General features: G+C 37.3%; 16 protein-coding genes. 4 read left to right on the top strand and 12 right to left on the bottom strand.

Annotated elements, in window-relative coordinates:
• Positions 1-54: 54 nt before the first annotated feature.
• The 6 genes from menC to putP form a co-directional block, all read right to left on the bottom strand.
• Entirely contained in the window at positions 55-1,164 is a 1,110-nt protein-coding gene (gene menC, locus ACQKIM_RS01035; protein WP_427537732.1) for an o-succinylbenzoate synthase, read from the bottom strand.
• Positions 1,165-1,186: 22 nt separating this feature from the next.
• Positions 1,187-2,011: a GNAT family N-acetyltransferase gene (locus tag ACQKIM_RS01030; protein ID WP_427537730.1), complete on the bottom strand. Its 825-nt coding sequence runs from the start codon at positions 2,009-2,011 to the stop codon at positions 1,187-1,189.
• Positions 2,011-3,156 carry a M20 peptidase aminoacylase family protein gene (locus tag ACQKIM_RS01025; RefSeq protein WP_427537727.1) on the bottom strand — a complete coding sequence of 382 codons (1,146 nt, stop codon included), beginning with the start codon at positions 3,154-3,156 and terminating at the stop codon, positions 2,011-2,013. The genes ACQKIM_RS01030 and ACQKIM_RS01025 overlap by 1 nt, the downstream gene beginning before the upstream one ends.
• A gap of 289 nt (positions 3,157-3,445) precedes the next feature.
• The gene (locus tag ACQKIM_RS01020; protein WP_427537724.1) at positions 3,446-4,933 is read right to left on the bottom strand and encodes a peptide MFS transporter; all 1,488 of its coding nucleotides are present in this window, start codon (positions 4,931-4,933) and stop codon (positions 3,446-3,448) included.
• A 370-nt stretch (positions 4,934-5,303) separates the two neighbouring features.
• Positions 5,304-6,590, bottom strand: a complete 1,287-nt coding sequence (gene hflX / locus ACQKIM_RS01015) for a GTPase HflX (protein WP_427537721.1) — start codon at positions 6,588-6,590, stop codon at positions 5,304-5,306.
• A 411-nt stretch (positions 6,591-7,001) separates the two neighbouring features.
• Complete coding sequence (gene putP / locus ACQKIM_RS01010) at positions 7,002-8,486, bottom strand: sodium/proline symporter PutP (protein ID WP_427537718.1); 1,485 nt, start codon at positions 8,484-8,486, stop codon at positions 7,002-7,004.
• A gap of 157 nt (positions 8,487-8,643) precedes the next feature.
• Between putP and ACQKIM_RS01005 the strand changes: the two genes are divergently transcribed.
• Complete coding sequence (locus tag ACQKIM_RS01005; RefSeq protein WP_427537715.1) at positions 8,644-9,804, top strand: class I SAM-dependent methyltransferase; 1,161 nt, start codon at positions 8,644-8,646, stop codon at positions 9,802-9,804.
• 57 nt (positions 9,805-9,861) lie between these two features.
• Here ACQKIM_RS01005 and ACQKIM_RS01000 read toward each other — a convergent pair whose 3' ends face one another.
• Both ACQKIM_RS01000 and ACQKIM_RS00995 read right to left on the bottom strand, forming a co-directional pair.
• Entirely contained in the window at positions 9,862-11,181 is a 1,320-nt protein-coding gene (locus ACQKIM_RS01000) for an ABC transporter permease (RefSeq protein WP_427537712.1), read from the bottom strand.
• Position 11,182: 1 nt separating this feature from the next.
• Positions 11,183-11,869, bottom strand: coding sequence for an ABC transporter ATP-binding protein (locus ACQKIM_RS00995; protein ID WP_427537710.1), 687 nt, complete (start codon positions 11,867-11,869; stop codon positions 11,183-11,185).
• Positions 11,870-12,245: 376 nt separating this feature from the next.
• Between ACQKIM_RS00995 and ACQKIM_RS00990 the strand changes: the two genes are divergently transcribed.
• The 3 genes from ACQKIM_RS00990 (at position 12,246) to ACQKIM_RS00980 (ending at position 16,124) form a co-directional block, all read left to right on the top strand.
• Positions 12,246-12,866: a DUF47 domain-containing protein gene (locus ACQKIM_RS00990; RefSeq protein ID WP_283869854.1), complete on the top strand. Its 621-nt coding sequence runs from the start codon at positions 12,246-12,248 to the stop codon at positions 12,864-12,866.
• A 20-nt stretch (positions 12,867-12,886) separates the two neighbouring features.
• Positions 12,887-13,903, top strand: a complete 1,017-nt coding sequence (locus ACQKIM_RS00985; protein WP_427537706.1) for an inorganic phosphate transporter — start codon at positions 12,887-12,889, stop codon at positions 13,901-13,903.
• A 109-nt stretch (positions 13,904-14,012) separates the two neighbouring features.
• The gene (locus ACQKIM_RS00980; RefSeq protein ID WP_427537703.1) at positions 14,013-16,124 is read left to right on the top strand and encodes an MMPL family transporter; all 2,112 of its coding nucleotides are present in this window, start codon (positions 14,013-14,015) and stop codon (positions 16,122-16,124) included.
• A 47-nt stretch (positions 16,125-16,171) separates the two neighbouring features.
• Here the strand turns inward: ACQKIM_RS00980 and ACQKIM_RS00975 are convergent, their stop codons facing one another.
• The 4 genes from ACQKIM_RS00975 to ACQKIM_RS00960 form a co-directional block, all read right to left on the bottom strand.
• On the bottom strand, positions 16,172-16,780 hold the full coding sequence (locus tag ACQKIM_RS00975) for an alpha/beta hydrolase (protein ID WP_427537700.1): 609 nt from the start codon (positions 16,778-16,780) through the stop codon (positions 16,172-16,174).
• An 18-nt stretch (positions 16,781-16,798) separates the two neighbouring features.
• Complete coding sequence (locus ACQKIM_RS00970) at positions 16,799-16,990, bottom strand: hypothetical protein (protein ID WP_427537697.1); 192 nt, start codon at positions 16,988-16,990, stop codon at positions 16,799-16,801.
• Positions 16,991-17,012: 22 nt separating this feature from the next.
• Entirely contained in the window at positions 17,013-17,477 is a 465-nt protein-coding gene (locus tag ACQKIM_RS00965; RefSeq protein WP_427537694.1) for a hypothetical protein, read from the bottom strand.
• A gap of 106 nt (positions 17,478-17,583) precedes the next feature.
• Positions 17,584-18,207 carry an NUDIX hydrolase gene (locus tag ACQKIM_RS00960; protein ID WP_427537691.1) on the bottom strand — a complete coding sequence of 208 codons (624 nt, stop codon included), beginning with the start codon at positions 18,205-18,207 and terminating at the stop codon, positions 17,584-17,586.
• Between the last annotated feature and the right edge of the window lie 9 nt (positions 18,208-18,216).

Genomic DNA, 18,216 nt, shown 5'->3' with positions numbered 1-18,216 from the left:
GAGATGCATACCATCAAAAAGACTATGGGATTTTGAAAATTCAATCGCCCCACATTATTTTTTGTAAATCTTCTTGCTAAGTGTTAGCTTCTCAATTACTTTCATATTAGGTATATATCCTATTCCTATAGTCTGCGGCACATTTATATAGCCATCTTCCACAAATACTTCAGGACAAATGATATCCTCATACCAATAATGACTAGAGCCTGCAGTATCTCCAGGCAATATGAAATTGCTGAGCGATGTTAATGCAATATTATGGGCTCGTCCGATTCCTGCTTCTAGCATACCGCCACACCAAACTGGAATATTATTGTCTTTACATAAATCATGGATTCTCTTGGCTTCGGTTAATCCGCCAACCCGTCCGATTTTGATATTTATAACACCACAACTACCAAGCTCTATTGCTTTTCGTGCATCCTCATAGCAAGTAATGCTTTCGTCTAAGCAAATAGGTGTTGTTAACTTACCTTGCAGCTTTGCATGATCCACAATATCATCTACAGCTAACGGCTGCTCAATCATTAACAGATTATATGCATCAAGTTGCTTCAATACATCTAAATCGTTTAATGTATAAGCTGAATTAGCATCTACCATCAAGGCTAAATCAGGCATCTCAGAACGAATAGCACGTACCACTTCAACGTCATGACCCGGCTTAATTTTCACTTTCACTCGTTTATAACCCTTCTCAAGATGGTTTTGTATGACATTCAGTAATATTTCCTTTGAAGGCTGAATGCCCACACTAACGCCTACCTCTATTCGTTCCTTCTCGCCACCTAAGGCTCTAGCCAACGATTGATTTGTTTGCTGTGCATAAATATCCCATACAGCACCTTCAATTGATGCCTTTGCCATGCAATTACGTCGGATCGAGGAAAATAAAGTTCTTACCTCATCTGGGTGCTCAATCTCCTTATGTAACAAAATAGGTATCAAAAAGTCATCCAGCATATGCCATGTTGTTTTTAATGTTTCCTCCGTATACCAAGGTGCTACAAAGGCAACTGCTTCTCCCCATCCTATCGTGCCTAATTGATCTTTTGCTTCTATCAGTAGTAATTCTTTTTCGTCAATGGTGCCAAAGCTCGTTGTAAAAGGTGCTTTCATCGGCATTTTTATATGTCTAACGATAATTTCTTCTAGTTTCACAATTATTCACTCCTTAACCTTATTATAAAGCTAATAAGGAGCGTCTTACTAATAGATAACTATGCACATATTCCTTGTTTTTTTTCATTCTTACAATGGCATAATCTTGTTCAAATAATGTTGTTAAGATTGTTCGAACTTTATAACGCCAGTCCTCTGCAAGCTTAGGACTTTCCACTTTCATCTTTTGTAAATATTGAGGGATAGGTAATAAATAGGCATCTTTTAAAAAGGATTGTTCTCGCTGGAATTTACCATCGATATCTAGCACAGGTAAGCCATCTACCGTCAAAGACCACGGTACAATTTCTTCAGCCCCCTCTTCCAGCTCATCCAAACTATCCTCTACTCGATCACGTTCAATCCACCATTCTACAACAATTCGATCTGATGGCAGCCCCTCGTTAAAATCATCTTGGAGCGCACCATAATAATCATTTTCATACTGATAACTAAAAGCATTCAGCTTCAAAAACGACAAATTAGCCATGCGTGCTTCCAATGGTTCAAATAGCCAATGCACTAGCTTAAACCCATGATCCTTGGCATATTCCTGTTGTGCGTGCTTTAATAATTCTCCTACACCTTGTTCACGATATGTTTTTTCCACTCCAATCATGTGTGAGTGCAAATACATTAACCCTTCTCGATAACCTACAAAACAATAGTTAAAGCCAATAAGCTTTTCCTCTAAATAAGCTCCTAGTACTAGTCCACCATTTTGTACAACTGCCAATAATTGATGCGAGGGGATAGCCTGAGTTCCCCAAATCTCCGCATTTAAACTCTGCACTTCTGCAACCTCAGTAGGTGTCATTATTTTTTGAATTCGCACTCTTTCTAACATTATGCTGATGCCTCCTTTGTATTCCCCGACTCCAAAGCTAACAATACAGCTCTTGTCAGGATTTCAACTCCCGTTACAAGTCTCGCCTGTTTAAATCTCATCTTTGGATGGTGTAGCCCTGGTGTTAATCCACAGCCTAAACCTAACATACTTGTTTTTATATGGGGTCGTTGCACTGCATAGTGATGAAAATCCTCTCCCCCCGGTGTACGAACTGGTTTTCTTAAATTCGACAATCCGGTCGCTTTGACGATCGCCTGTTCCATAATGTATTGAGCAGTAGTGTCTACCTCAGCCGCGACTATATTCGCAACCGTTCTTAATTCAATTTGTACTTTATGCAAGATTTTAGAGGAATCAATCACTCGCTTTACACCTTGTGCAAGTGCATCCATAACATCATTTTGCTGTGCACGAATATCGATCGTGAAGGACGCATTTCCCGGAATAATATTGCCAGAATCCCCCCCTGCATGGAATTTAGTCATCTTGATGGATACAGGAACCATTGGATCTGTATGAATCGTTCTCAAATCTTCAATAATTGTTGCTCCTACCTCAATGGCATTTACACCAAGATGTGGTCTTGCTGCATGTGCATCTTCACCAATAATTTCTCCCTCCATTAATCGTGAAGCACCATGATACAATGCAGCACAATATGTACCATCTTCAAGTTCATGCACTGGTCTTACATGGACACCGAATAAAAAGTCTAAATCATCAATAACTCCCTCCTTTAGAACAGATAAGGCGCCTGTCCCTTTTTCTTCAGCGGGCTGAAATATTACACGAATAGTACCCTTAAATGACTGGGCCTGCTCTTTCAAAAGCAATAAAGCACCAATAGCCATCGTCATATGTCCATCATGCCCACAGGAGTGATTTGCTCGAAATACACCATCTACCTCCTGCCATAATGCATCTATGTCTGTACGCAAGCCAACCTTAGGACTGCCTTTTCCTACGTCAACATAAAGCCCTGTACTGTTTTTAAAGCGTATAGGTGAAAATCCTTCATTTGTTAATAAATCAAAAATATAATTGGTAGTTTCAACCTCATGCCAGCTTACTTCTGGGTTTGCATGTAAATACGTGAAAATCTCCATTAATCTTGGCCTCAAACGATCCAATGCTTCCTTCATAGCAACCAGCTCCTTTAATTTTCATACTAGTAAGATTATTATAACTAAAATAAAATCTTTTCATAGAAGCTTATACCCATATTTAGCAAATAAAACGACAGCTAAAGCTCTAATTGTTGCGACAGCTCTTCCTATCAAGCATTTTATATCTTCTATCCCCCACTTTGTTAATTCTATCCTTCACTTCAGCTCCCCTATCAATCATTTCATTAATTCTATCCATCGTTTTTAAAATCAAAAAAAAAGATGTAAGTACAGCCATCGATAAACTGTACTTACATCCTTTAATTTAGTTAATACCTCGCATAGCTTTTGAAATGATTGGCGAAAGTACTAATAAAATAATCCCGATAAAAATTGATAAAGAACCTAAGAAGCCGAAATATGTGAATTCGCTTACAACTTCATATACTCTAACAAGTTGCGCATTAATTGCTTGCGCTGCAGCACTAGTTAAAAACCATAGAGACATCGTTTGTGCAGCAAAAGCCTTTGGTGCTAATTTTGTCGTAGCTGACAACCCTACTGGCGATAACAAAAGCTCTCCGACAACGACTAAAAAGAATGATAAGACTAACCACCATGGACTTACTAATGCTTCTCCACCTGATAAATATGCCGGAATCATCATTACTAGGAATGATAGTCCTGCAAAGAATAACGAATAGGCAAATTTTCGAGGTGTAGTTGGTTGTTTATCTCCCCATTTAAGCCATAGCATTGCAAATAACGGAGCCATTGTAATAACGAATAATGGGTTTAATGACTGGAACCATGAAGATTGAATGTGAAAACCACCAATATTCAACTGTGTACGTGAATCTGCATACGTTGCTAAAATAGTAGCACCTTGTTCCTGAATTGCCCAAAACATAACAGCAGATAAAAACAGCGGAATATAGGCAAGTAGACGAGATTTCTCATCCTGTGTAGTTTTTTTACTACGATACATAAAGATAAAGAACAGCGTTGGAATAATAATCCCTAAAGCTGTAATGATTAAACTGAATACATTCATTGTCAGTACGCCCGTTTTAATACCGATTGCACCTAAAATGATAATAACTAATGTAGCTATACCGAATTGTGTAAAGACTTTTTTACGCTCTTCTGGCTTTAAAGGATTATTGACTTGTAAGCCTGCTAATCCTAAATATTTTTTCTCTGTTAATTTGTAAACAATTAAACCAATTAGCATACCTAACCCTGCAAATCCGAAGCCCAGGTGGAAACTAAATTTTTGTCCAATTGTTCCGACAATAAATGGTGCAATGAATGCCCCCATATTAATACCCATATAGAAAATTGAAAACCCTGCATCACGACGGCTATCTGTTTCAGCATAAATATCACCAACGATACTTGAAACGTTTGGCTTTAATAAACCTGTCCCCATAACAATAAAGGCCATTGAAGTAAATAACATGCCTATACCACCAGGTAAAGCTAGCAGTAAATGACCGATCATGATTAACACGCCACCATAAAAGATCGTTTTACGTGTACCTAACAATCGATCGGCAATCCAGCCTCCAATGATTCCTGACATATACACGAGTGACCCATAAATCGCCATAATAGAGTTTGCTGTTCCACGATCTAAACCAAGTCCGCCTTGATTCAATTCATAATACATAAAGAAAATCAGAATCGCTCGCATACCATAGTAGGAGAATCGTTCCCAAAATTCTGTAAAAAATAATGTAAAGAGCCCTTTAGGATGTCCAACAAAGCCATTTTGAGGGACGGATTTTACAATTTCATCTTTAGTAGACATAACAATTACCCTCTCCCAATTTCATTATTCAATAAAAATATTATTACCCATTCTCATGGATAAAAAACTTTGTTTCAACATACTAAAGTGTTTTAAAAACTTTATCAAGAGTTATAAAAAATGTTGAAATTTTATCATTTTTCTATAAATTATGACTTAATTTTATATAATAATATCAAATCCTTTGATATATCTAAGTTTTCTCACTCTTTCACCACAATGTAATCACTAATGAACATTAAATTATTCTAAAATACTTTATAGTCAGATTATTTATAGTATTAACATATACGCTAGGATTATCCACAAAGGCTTTCAAACGCGCCATGAAAAAAAAGCATGCTAGAAATTCATCTAGCATGCTTTTAAATCAGGAAATTACATATCCCTCATATTTCGTATAATCAGCTTCCTTGACTTCGAGAGTGAGCAGTGTGCCATTTTCTTCATATTCTGTGTCATAAACAGAAGCATGCTCATTTAAATAGGACACAATAGTTCCTTGTTCATAGGGTATGAGCATTTTACACGTCACATAGTTAGCAAATATATGTTGACGTATCAATTGTAGTAATTCTTCCAAACCTACTCCCTGCTTTGCAGAGATCCAAATATTATCTCCACTTACAACAGGGTATGGAACGTTTGCCAAATCAGCTTTATTGTAAACATAAATAGTTGGTATTCCTTCAACACCTACTGCTTTAAGTGTTTCATTCGTTACATCCATCATAAAACCATGCTCAGCATTTGACACATCTACAACATGCAGTAACAAATCCGCATCACGAGCTTCCTCTAGCGTAGAACGGAATGCCTTTACTAAATGATGTGGTAATTTACTAACAAATCCAACTGTATCCGTTAATAAAAAACTCTTTTTATCAGGTAGTTCTATTTGGCGGACAGATGTTTCGAGTGTGGCAAATAGCATATCCTTTTCAAACACTTGTTTATGATCTTCCTGCCCGATTTTAGCAAGCAGTTGATTCATAATAGTGGACTTACCAGCATTCGTATAGCCAACAATAGAAACGACAGGGACGGCATTTTTGCGTCGTTGTTTACGCTGTGTTTCTCGTTGTTCCTTTACTTGCTCTAGCTCTTTCTTAATTTTGGCAATTTGATCCTCGATTTTTCGACGGTCCAGCTCTAGCTTTGTTTCCCCAGCTCCACGGTTTTTAAAGCCGCCACCTGTGCCTCCTCCTTGACGGCTCAAAGAGGCGTGCAAGCCAACTAATCGAGGCAGCATATATTGTAACTGCGCTAACTCTACTTGTAGCTGTGATTCTCGTGTTTTAGCTCGACGTCCAAAAATATCTAAAATCAACATCGTCCGATCTATGACCTTTGTCTCCAAATCACGCTCTAAATTACGAATTTGTGAAGGAGACAATTCATCATTGAAAATGATTAGATTGGCCTTTGCTTCATCATAAAAGTTTTTTATTTCTTGAATTTTGCCTGTACCCACATAATGAGATGGCGTAATACGCTCTAAATTTTGAGTAACAACCCCTACTACCTCCACATTTAAAGCTTCTGCTAAATTTTTTAGCTCCTCCACCGAATAATCAAAATGCTCATCATTTCGTAAATTGACGCCAACTAATATGGCCTTTTCTAACAATATATCGACATCCTTGATTCTATTCATCCACAATCCTCCCACCAATACTTGGTGTTTCTTACGACAAATTTTCTTCATCTTACCATATAATGCCCTAAATCGTGCCGTTTAAAAGTTGATTTTTCATAGTGTTGAAAAACTAAATGGTTAAGGGACTCTTTGTGAACACTACTAAGTCAAATGAAGGTGATTTCCGTTCCAGTCTACTCGCGAGTGACGAGCCGCTTCCTGCGCTGACGCTCCGTGCAGGGTCTCGTCTGTCTCAACGTGAGTGAAGCGGCTCATCTGACACTCGCAGGAAAGCACTCAGTCGGAACGGAGATCAGCCCCTCGTTTCGAAAAAGGGCTATACTTTTTTTATTTGTCACCTTGATGTCATTGACATAATAGTGTTCCAACAACATGAAAATGCGCCCTCCTGTAAAAGGCGCATTTTATTTATTTCTCTTCCTTTAACAATTTTTCCGTACGTTCAAATTCTTCTTCTATTTCTTTATTCGGTCTATATGTCACAATACTGACAATTACAGCAACGATTAAACAAACAACGAAGCCTGGTACAATCTCATACAGTGCATCAGCTAAAACTTTAATCTTACCCCAAATAAAGGCTGTTACAGCTCCTGTTATCATCCCACTGAGTGCCCCTATATTTGTGAGCTTTCTCCAATATAATGACAATAGTATGATTGGACCAAATGCGGCACCAAAGCCGGCCCATGCGAAGCCAACTAAGTCTAATATAGATCTGTCTGGATTCCAGGCTAAAATGGCTGCTATAATGGCTACAACTAATACAGCGATACGCCCAACGAATACATAATGCTTATCGTCTGCTGTTTTATTAAATAATGCTTTATAAATATCTTCTACAAGTGCTGAAGAAGTAACAATTAATTGCGATGAAATTGTACTCATTACCGCAGCTAATATGGCTGCTAGCATAATCCCTGCAATAAAGGGATGGAATAAAATTTGACCAAGCACAATAAATACCGTTTCAGCATCCTTTAACTCACTTGCATTTTGTTCAAAATAGGCTACACCAACCAATGCTGTCCCAATTGCACCAAATAGACTAAGCATCATCCAGCCAATACCAATACGTCGAGCCTGCTTCGTCTCCTTCACTGAGCTGATTGCCATAAAACGAACAATAATATGTGGCTGTCCAAAATAGCCTAATCCCCATGCGATGGAAGATATAATTCCTGCTGCTGTTGCAGTAGCTGGCAATATATTTAAGTGCTCAGGATTAACTGCCTTAATAGAGGCTATCGTATCCCCTATACCACCCGTTAAAAACAAACCAAATAATGGTACAGTTACAAGTGCAAAAAACATTATAAGTCCTTGTAAAAAATCGGTATAACTAACCGCTAAAAAACCACCGAATAGTGTATACGCCACAACAACTGCTGACACAATTAATAACCCCGTATGATAGTCATAGCCGAATGAACTATCAAAAAATTTGCCTCCTGCTACCATTCCCGATGATACATAAAATGTAAAAAAGATTAAAATAATAATACCAGATGCAATTCTTATCAACTTTGTATTGTCACGTAAACGATTATCCAAATAGCTTGGAATGGTGATGGAGTCATTCGTTACCTGTGTATAAACACGCAGTCGTGGTGCAACAACTAACCAGTTCAAATAGGCTCCTATGGTTAACCCAACCGCAATCCAAGCTTCCACCAAGCCTGATAAATATATGGCTCCTGGCAAACCCATTAAGAGCCAGCCAGACATATCCGCCGCTCCCGCACTAAGGGCTGTTACAGCCGGGCCAAGTGATCGACCACCAAGCATATAATCTGTTAAATTAGATGTTTTAACAAATGCATACCAGCCAATTCCTAGCATCGCGACCATGTAAATAACAATCGCCAGTAATTGATACATGTTAGCTGACATATTTTCTCCTCCTTGTCGCTTTTTCAACTATTCCGCTTAAATATACCATAAATATACTTTTATACCTATATTTTGTATAATCATTAAAGTATCATCGCTCTATATAAACTGTGTTAAACTAGTGCCATCTATTACAGAATAAAGAAGGCGAAAAAGTATGATATTTGAAGAAATGAAAACTCAACTGACAGAGAGAATTTTACAACAGCAACTTGTTACCGCGACCATTAGTCAACCACGAATGAAATCAAATGAAGTTAAGCGCATCAAGCTAAAGCCTATTTTGCTTAAGGATGTTTATCATATACAAATTGAATACCAATTTGAACGAATTTTAAAACATGAAAATGTCCTTCTAGAAGATTTTCCAGAAAGGCTTGCATTATTTTTTGATGATTACCGTCAAGCGCATATTGATTTTATAGACGAAAAAGTACAAATCCAACTATCCAAAAAGAATAAAGTACTATGGAAATCCGATAAAGCAGTCGCCCCCAAGCAAATTAATTTAGCGCATAATCGCCAAAAAAACTATCTTCTTAAAGAGGATCAACCATATCCATTTTTAATTCGTCTTGGTGTGCAAACAGAAGAAGGAAAAGTTAAAAAACAAAAATATGATAAATTTAAACAAATTAATCGCTTCATTGAATTTATTGATGATGCCCTTGCTTATTTACCAAAGGATCGTCAGGTTCGTATCTTAGATTTTGGCTCAGGAAAGTCCTATCTAACCTTTGCGCTTTACCATTATTTAAAAGTTGAAAAGGGTTTAGATATTCGTGTTACAGGCTTAGATTTAAAAAAAGAAGTAATTGAAGAATGCTCCAAAATCGCAACTGATTTAGGTTACGAGCAGCTTGAGTTTTTAGTAGGGGATATTAACGATTATAATAGTGAGTCAAATGTAGATATGGTAGTGACATTACACGCATGTGATGTTGCTACAGATATGGCATTAGCACGTGCTGTGAAATGGGGAGCAAGGGTTATCTTAAGCGTTCCTTGCTGTCAGCATGAGTTAAATCGCCAATTAAATACACCAGCACTTGACATCATGCTTCAGCACGGGCTTGTACGTGAACGATTTGCCGCACTTGCTACCGATGCTATTCGAGCTGAAATTTTATCTCTTGTTGGCTATGAGGCACAATTGCTGGAGTTTATCGACATGGAAAATACACCAAAAAACATTCTTATCCGTGCTTATCACACAGGTAAAAAACCGAGCTCTGAGCAGCGTACCCGTTACGATAATTTTTTAACCTCGCTAAATGCCCAGCCATTCTTAGCAAAGGAGTTAGAAACATATCTGTAAGTTTTTTGTATTTGTAAGGGAAAAAGGCGGCCCAAAACATTTGGATCGCCTTCTCTATTATAGTTCTTGTCGTAACGCTTGGATTACATCGATTTTAGTAGCTTTACGGGCTGGACGATAGCCTGAAATCATAGCCACTCCAATACTGATAGCTGCTGCAATAACAACAAGCTGCCAAGGGATCAAGGAAAATGTAATATCGTTATTTCTAAAACCTTCTTCACCTGTTGCAGCCTGTAAAATTAATGGTAATGCGGCATTAGCTACGAAGCTAATAGCATATGATATTATTACTGCGATAACAGTACCGAGGATACCAATGAACGTACTTTCCATTAAAAATAATCGTTGAATAAGCTTAGGACTTGCGCCAATAGCCTTTAACACACCAATTTCACGAGTACGCTCTGTTACTGCCATTGTCATTGTATTGAAAATACCGATTGATGCAATTAACACAGCAATTGTGCCAACAAATATAAGACCTATTTTTAGCACAAGGAAAAATACATTCATTTGATCTAATTGTTCAGTAATGGAATACACGCTATAACCTTTATCTTTAAGCTTATCTAATATAGGCTTCACATTTTCTAACGTATCAGCGAAAATATTAAATTCTGAATAAAACATTTCATCCTCTTTAACATCCGTTGCTGAAGCAAAATTAGAGGTTAAAGCTGGCTTTTGTTTTATATCCATATAAACAACGTTATTAATCATCCAATCATAGGTAGGTTCCTTCATCACACCCACAATTGTATAGTTCATTTTCTCTGTCTCTTTAGCTGCACTAATGTTAGGAGCTAATGACAGTTCGATTTCTTTGCCAATTAAAGATTCCTTATACCCTTCTTTTTTACCATCGTAATATGTGCCTTCTGCATCGGCCTTTTTATTTTTTTCTTCAATAATTTTGCGCTCAGCATCATTTAATAAGGTTTGAGCAAAATGATAGCCGACTATGATTTCATTTGGCTTAGATGGATACTTCCCTTCTGCAAGCTTGCCATTTACTTGCTCAAAATCCTGCATATTCGCAACATAGAGATTAGAGCTTGTATCCCTTCCATCAAAAAATGAATGTGCAGATGCATTCACTGTAATTGTTTCAAGTACGGTTTCTACGTGCTCAATTCCTTTTATTTCCTGTATTTGTTCGTCCGTAAACTGCTCATTACCGAACACTTGAATTTTCGTTACTTTTTCATTTGATAGTATTTCATTGCGTAATGAATCCTGTAGACCAAATCCAACAGATGCAAGGACAATTAAAAATGCACAGCCCATTGTTGCTGCTAACACTGTCATAAAGACACGTAGCTTATTTTTCTTGATATGTTGTGTAACAAAATCGAGTTGATCTTTAAATAACATATTATGCTTCCTCCTTAACAAGTTCCCCATCATACATACGGAAACGTCGATGCGCAATGGTTGCTACTTCTTCATCGTGAGTAATGATGACAAATGTTAAACCAAGCTCACGATTTAAGCTTTGAATAAGTAGCAAAATATCTTGTTCAGTTTCTGAATCAAGACTCCCTGTGGGTTCATCTGCCAACAGTATAGGTGGATTAGTTATCAAGGCTCTAGCAATACTAACACGCTGTTGCTGTCCACCAGACAATTCATTTGGATAATGGTCTGATACCTCTGATAGGCCAACCTTGTCCATTATTTTTTTGACCTTTTCTTTTCGCACAGCTTTCCCAACACCCTGTAATTTTAATGGAAGCTCAATATTTTCAGATGCTGATAAACCAGGCATGAGTTGAAAGTTTTGGAAAATAAAGCCGAATTGTTCCAAACGAAAAGCTGCACTTTCTGTTTCTGTAAGATGAGCCGTTTCTTTTCCATTGATTTTGATGGATCCTTGCTCAGATTTCATGAAACCTGCTAAAACTTGTAATAAAGTTGATTTTCCAGAGCCACTTTTGCCGACAATCGCAACAATCTCTCCTTGCTTTACCTCAAAGTTAACTCCTTTCAATACGGGAATTTGTTTTTCCTTCCCTTTTTTCCCTATTAAAAATGTATGTTGTAAGTTCTCGACTTGAATCATTTTCCTTTAACGCCCCTTTCTCATTCTTTCTCTATTGTAGAAAAGAATTCTTAAAAAAGTTAAAGGATAAAAATGAAGATATTCTTAAGAAAAAGGGCACACTTAATAAAAAGTAATTCTTTACATTATCTTTACAATTTATATTGAATGACTGAGAACTTTTTGGCTATTTCACTCTTTGCAAATCCCCTATTTAAAGCTCTTTTAATACTATTTCAAGCTTCCACATGATATTTTGTGAACAATTTGTATATTACAAGAATGTAAAGTTTTATGTAGAATGTATGAATTTTATGTAGATAAATTAAAGATTTTGTTATGATAGTAAAGTTTAGAGATCGATTAATTTATTTATATCCAGGAGGATTCGATTTGCATGCTTAACTCAAAAAAACAAGACCCTTTCTTTATTGCCTTGCATAAAATTGCTGAAAATATGAGAGAGGCCGTACATTACGCAAATGATTTTCGTATCAACAGTGTAGCTGACCTGAAAGAGATTAGCATTACTATGAAAAATTACGAAACGGCTGGCGATAAGCTCATTCACGATCTAATCGTAATGCTAAATAAATCATTTATGACACCTATCGAGCGTGAAGACATCTTAGAATTTGCGATTCGTATGGATGATGTATTAGATGGTACGGAGCATTGTATCGCTCATTTTGAAATGTTCTCCCTAACAGAAGTCGATGAATCAATGCGCATCTTCTTAGGCTACATCTCAAAAAGTGCTGATGAAATTGTTAAAGCAACAGAAGAGTTAAAGAAAAAGAATCTGATTGGTATGCGTCCACACGCAATTCTAATTAAAGATTACGAGCGTGAGTGTGATGAGGTACAACGTTCATCCATTAAGCAATTATTTTTAAATGAAAAAGATCCAATTCGAATTATTAAATTTAAAGATATATACGAACAATTAGAAGATATCGCAGATTATTGCCAAAATGTTGCCAACACAATGGAAACAATTATCATGCGTAACGCGTAATTAGGAGATGGGCACTTACAATGAACACAATCATTATACTAACCGTACTGGTCGTCATCTTTGCCCTAACATTTGACTTTATCAATGGCTTCCATGATACAGCAAATGCTATCGCAACTTCGGTTTCCACTAGAGCATTGCCACCACGAGCAGCCATATTAATGGCAGCGACGATGAATTTTATCGGAGCTATTACTTTTGTTGGTGTGGCAAAGGCCCTTACAAAAGACATTGTAGATCCATTCTCTTTAAATGCCTTTCAAGGAGACACAACAGGCTCAATTGTTATTTTAGCCGCATTAATTTCGGCAATTATTTGGAATTTACTAACATGGTATTTCGGGATTCCTTCTAGTTCATCACACACATTGATCGGTTCCATTGCAGGAGCTGCTGTGGCATCTGCTGGTTTCAGTGTTTTAAACTATGGCGGCTTTACTAAAATCATTATGGCGTTAGTGATTTCACCGCTCCTTGCTATCTGTGCCGGTTTTCTGATGATGACACTATTTAAATTATTATTTAAAAATTTAAATTTATATCGTACAAATAAAGGATTCCGTACAATGCAAATTTTCACAGCAGCTATTCAATCATTTACGCACGGTACAAACGACGCCCAAAAAGCAATGGGGATTATGACCATGGCGTTAATCGCTGGGGGCTTGCATACAGGAGATGAAATTCCTTTTTGGATACGTGCTGCCGCAGCAACTGCAATGGGTCTTGGTACCTCTATAGGCGGTTATAAAATTATTAAAACAGTCGGCGGTAAAATTATGAAAATCCGCCCTGTAAACGGAGTAGCTGCAGACTTAGCTTCTGCCTCTGTAATTTTCGGTGCGACTTTAATCCATCTGCCAGTATCAACAACACACGTTATTTCTTCTTCAATTATGGGTGTAGGTTCTGCACAACGTGTACGTGGTGTAAACTGGGGAATGGCTCGTAAAATAGTCACTACTTGGATTATTACAATGCCAATTTCTGCAGTAATGGCTGCTGTTATTTACTTCTTATTATCATTATTCTTTTAAAATACATCTAAGACTCCTGTTCAATTAGTGGGCAGGAGTCTTAACATTGTCACACGACAAATTGTGACACATCCTTTACACTATTTGAAAAGGGGGATGCTACACGACTATGAAAACTTTATCAGCTTTTATAACAGCACATGCTAAAGCTATCGTAGCTATTTGGCTAGTAATTTTTATTGCTATGGCTGTGTTTGCCATACAACTTCCAAGTAAGTTGCAAGGAGATGGTTTTTTTGTGGAAGGAGATCATACCTATGTCACAAAAGAGCTAGCCAAAAATTTTGATTTACCTTCAGAGACTATTTTGGTTGTTTTTGATCCAGCTAAGGATAAAGAAATTCAAGATACTTTGAAAAAGTTAGATAACATTAAGGAAATCCACTCCATTCAGTCACCGCTCGATGATGCCTCTTTACAAAAGAATGGCATTGCCTATGCTATGATTCATCTAAAAAATGATGTTGATAATCTAACTGATATTGTGAAGGATATTCGTTCTTTAATTGAAAAAGATGGCGTGACTGTAACAGGTGGACCTGTTATTTCGGCAGATATTAATACAGCAAGTCAAAAGGATTTAGCATCAGCAGAAGCAATAGGCTTGCCGATTGCCATTATAGTCCTATTACTCGCATTTGGAACTGTTGTAGCCTCTGTACTACCAATTATTATTGGGGTTGTTACAGTTGTAACTGCGTTTGGCGTTATGACATTGCTTAGCGGTAATGTTAATTTATCAATCTTTGTATTAAATATTGTACCGATGCTTGGACTAGCATTAAGTATTGACTTTGCCCTATTGTTTATTAACCGTTATCGTGAAGAACGTGCCCATACATCTATCCCTGAGGCCATACAAATCGCTATACAAACCGCTGGAAGATCTATTATTTTTTCTGCCGTTTGTGTGATGATTGGTTTGGGCGCAATGATAGTCATTGGCGTTGAAATATTCCATAATATTGCATTAGGTGGCACTATTGTGGTATTACTGGCAGTGCTTTCTGGCCTTACGCTACTACCTGCTACGATGATGCTATTAGGAGATCGTCTAAATAAATGGCGTTTAATACGCGTTAAGCCTGGTGGAGCAAATCGCTGGCGTGGCTTTGCAGGCTTTGTTATGAAATATCCAGTCACGATTGTTATTGTCGCACTACTACTATTAGGCATTGGCATGATTCCATTGAAGGATATCCAACTTAAAATACCTCAGGTGGACTCATTACCGACTAAATATGATGCACGTACTGCCTATGATAAATTAGATGATACATTTGGGCTTGGCGAAACCTCAACATTATACTTGCTTGCTGAACGAAAGGAAGGCTGGGAGGATAATGAGGCAAGAGAGCTTATATATACTATTCAGGAAAAACTACTTGCTGATCCATTAGTGACAAATGTGTCAACCATTTATACAGCTGCTAAAATTAAAACACCTGAGGAGCTAAATGCTTCCTTAGAAATTCCACAGGTAGCAGAACAATTACAGCCCGTTCTAAGTACGTTTACTAAAGAAACTCAGTTATTTATCCCAATTACATTAGATGCAGCCGGTTCTTCATCTACTGCCCAAAAATTCGCTAGAGCTTGGAAAGATAAGAATCTAGGTGTCGATTTTGCACTCGGAGGGCAGGCAAAGTTCAATCAAGAAATCTTTGATGAAATTGCCAATAAAATTGTATTGGCTATATCTATTATTCTCATTTCGACATTCTTTATTTTAATGCTCGCTTTCCGATCCGTGTTAATTCCATTAAAGGCAATTATTATGAATATTATTGGTCTTTCTTCTGCCTTCGGAATTCTCGTCTATATTTTCCAATATGGACATTTTGGTATCGATGCTGGTTCAATTGTCCTGATTATTCCAGTTATTGTTTTCTGTCTTGTGTTCGGCTTAAGTATGGACTATGAAGTTTTTTTAATTTCACGTATCCAAGAGGAATATTTAAAAGGGGCAGATAATACACGCGCCACAATTGATGGACTTACTTCTACCAGCCGTATTATTACATCAGCTGCCCTTATTATGATTGTTATTACAGGTGCCTTTGCCTTCACGGATGTGATGCCTGTTAAGCAAATTGGTGTAGGTATAGCCATTGCCGTTGCTATCGATGCAACCATTATCCGTCTCATGCTCGTACCTAGCCTTATGAAGCTGTTTGGTGATTGGAACTGGTGGCTACCCTTTGCTAGAAAAAATAAATAATAGTTATAAAAAATCCGCTTCCTTTTAAAGGCTGCGGATTTTTCCTATTATGCATAAATATTGTTATACCATTCTTTTGCTGCTACTACCTCAGGCATAGTTAGCTGGTGGCCAAAATTAAACCATTTAGTCATCACATTTGCACCCGCTGAAGTTAAAAGTGTCTCTAAATCCTCTGATTCCTGCGCAGTACACATCGGATCATTCGTACCAGCACTGATAAAGACAGGAATAGATGAAAGCTTCGGTAGTTCTATACCTCGTCTTGGTACCATCGGATGATGTAAAATAGCACCTGCTAAAGCATCCTCATAATGGAATAATAGGCTTGCTGCAATATTTGCACCATTTGAATAGCCAATAGCTACAACTCGGCTGCGATCAAATTCATGCTGCTGTGCTGCCTCTGATAAAAAGTCATATAATTCCTTTGTACGGAAGATTAAATCCTCTATATCAAAAACACCCTCCGCTAAACGACGAAAGAAGCGAGGCATGCCATTCTCTAACACATTCCCGCGAACGCTTAAAATGCTTGCAGTTTCATCAATTTCCTTTGAAAGACCAATTAGGCTTTCTTCATTCCCACCTGTACCATGTAATAACAACAATACAGGCTTTGTTTCATCTGTTCCTTTATAAAAAACGTGCTGCATAAACAGTCCACCTCTCAATTATCTTGAATTCGAGATAATTGTAGCCTGTGGTAAAATTAAATTCAAGCTCTTTGACTTATTTATTTCACGATTTTCACTATTTGGCTGTTCCTCGTGGTCTTTATAAAATTTAGTAATCGTGAAAACTGAAAATAAACATGCCGCTATAACAACTACAATAACGATTCCCACTAATTTTTTCCCATTCATCGACCATGTTCCCCCGAACTACTTATTTCTTTGTACGAAAGCCTTCTTCTAGTAAATATTCTTTCGCAGCATCATACGTACCAAAAGCTTCCTCTAAATTTTCTCCATGATAGACATTCCAAGAGCGTTGCTCAAAGGCCAGCTTTAATTGTACATTGTCTCTGCTTTGCCATATCTCAACAATCGGCTCTTGTTCGTCTTCTTCCTCTGATAAATATTGAATAGCATCTTCAATAATTTCACGAAGTTGTTGCTCATCATAATCACGAATATTCACTAAACCTTTATCATTCGCCTCTGCCTCATAACGCAATAAATCTCCAACAAAGACAAAGCCGTTGCCATTTGGATGAAGCTTTTCTACAACAATGGTCTTTTCATAAAGGCTGTCCATAAAATGATAATTTAAGCGCTTTAAGGAAACCTCTTTCTTTGTAAGCCCAGAAAATGATTCGATGATTATTTGTTTTTGTTCAAATGTTAGCATATAAAAATGCTCCTTTTCTATACAATCTCCCTACAGTATAACTTATTTTTTCTGTTATAACGAAGTAAAATAGGACAAGCACTATTAATGGCTTGTCCTACAATATTTATGTTGTTTTATTAAACATTTTATCTTTTACAAACTGAATAACATGTGCTACGTATAGTTCTCTATATGGAACAAACTGTGCAGTACTAACTGGACGCACAATTTTTGCTCGTTGACCGTCAGGGAAGTATTCATAGCCTTCAATATTAAGAGTGGCTGTTTTTCCTAAAAAGAAGGCCTCTGCCTCATTTAAATCGGCTCTCACAACTCCTGACACTTCCTCATATTGAAGATCAAAAGAATCCCAATCATGTTTGAATGGATATATGTAAACATGGCAAAATTCATTGTCGATCATATTTTTCGAAACTATACTACAGGATGTCATGCCCATTTTTACAACATCATCTACATTGATAGCAAGACCCAGCTCTTCCTTTACTTCACGAATTCCTGATTCAACTGTCTCAACGGCTAATAAATGCCCAGCTGCTGTTATATCCAACAAGCCTGGATAGTCCTTTTTTTGTGCACTACGGATTTGAAAATAGATATAGTTCTCATTGACAAGCCAACAGTGGAATGTTTCATGCCAGAGCCCTTTTTCATGCACCTCAGCTCTCGTTGCTGTCCCAATTTGTTCATGCTGCTCATTAAAAACCTTCACAATTTCTTGTTCCATTTTTTCGAC

This window comes from Lysinibacillus sp. NPDC047702 (genome assembly GCF_050272555.1).
Taxonomy (GTDB): domain Bacteria; phylum Bacillota; class Bacilli; order Bacillales_A; family Planococcaceae; genus Lysinibacillus.
Note: the sequence above shows the minus strand (reverse complement) of the source record. Positions and strands in the feature narration are given on the sequence as shown.

Coding starts and splice junctions, on each gene's coding strand:
- ACQKIM_RS01030 (WP_427537730.1), bottom strand. CDS start 2,011: ATGTTAGAAAGAGTGCGAATTCAAAAAATAATGACACCTACTGAGGTT.
- ACQKIM_RS01025 (WP_427537727.1), bottom strand. CDS start 3,156: ATGAAGGAAGCATTGGATCGTTTGAGGCCAAGATTAATGGAGATTTTC.
- ACQKIM_RS01020 (WP_427537724.1), bottom strand. CDS start 4,933: ATGTCTACTAAAGATGAAATTGTAAAATCCGTCCCTCAAAATGGCTTT.
- hflX (WP_427537721.1), bottom strand. CDS start 6,590: ATGAATAGAATCAAGGATGTCGATATATTGTTAGAAAAGGCCATATTA.
- putP (WP_427537718.1), bottom strand. CDS start 8,486: ATGTCAGCTAACATGTATCAATTACTGGCGATTGTTATTTACATGGTC.
- ACQKIM_RS01005 (WP_427537715.1), top strand. CDS start 8,644: ATGATATTTGAAGAAATGAAAACTCAACTGACAGAGAGAATTTTACAA.
- ACQKIM_RS01000 (WP_427537712.1), bottom strand. CDS start 11,181: ATGTTATTTAAAGATCAACTCGATTTTGTTACACAACATATCAAGAAA.
- ACQKIM_RS00995 (WP_427537710.1), bottom strand. CDS start 11,869: ATGATTCAAGTCGAGAACTTACAACATACATTTTTAATAGGGAAAAAA.
- ACQKIM_RS00990 (WP_283869854.1), top strand. CDS start 12,246: ATGCTTAACTCAAAAAAACAAGACCCTTTCTTTATTGCCTTGCATAAA.
- ACQKIM_RS00985 (WP_427537706.1), top strand. CDS start 12,887: ATGAACACAATCATTATACTAACCGTACTGGTCGTCATCTTTGCCCTA.
- ACQKIM_RS00980 (WP_427537703.1), top strand. CDS start 14,013: ATGAAAACTTTATCAGCTTTTATAACAGCACATGCTAAAGCTATCGTA.
- ACQKIM_RS00975 (WP_427537700.1), bottom strand. CDS start 16,780: ATGCAGCACGTTTTTTATAAAGGAACAGATGAAACAAAGCCTGTATTG.
- ACQKIM_RS00970 (WP_427537697.1), bottom strand. CDS start 16,990: ATGAATGGGAAAAAATTAGTGGGAATCGTTATTGTAGTTGTTATAGCG.
- ACQKIM_RS00965 (WP_427537694.1), bottom strand. CDS start 17,477: ATGCTAACATTTGAACAAAAACAAATAATCATCGAATCATTTTCTGGG.
- ACQKIM_RS00960 (WP_427537691.1), bottom strand. CDS start 18,207: ATGGAACAAGAAATTGTGAAGGTTTTTAATGAGCAGCATGAACAAATT.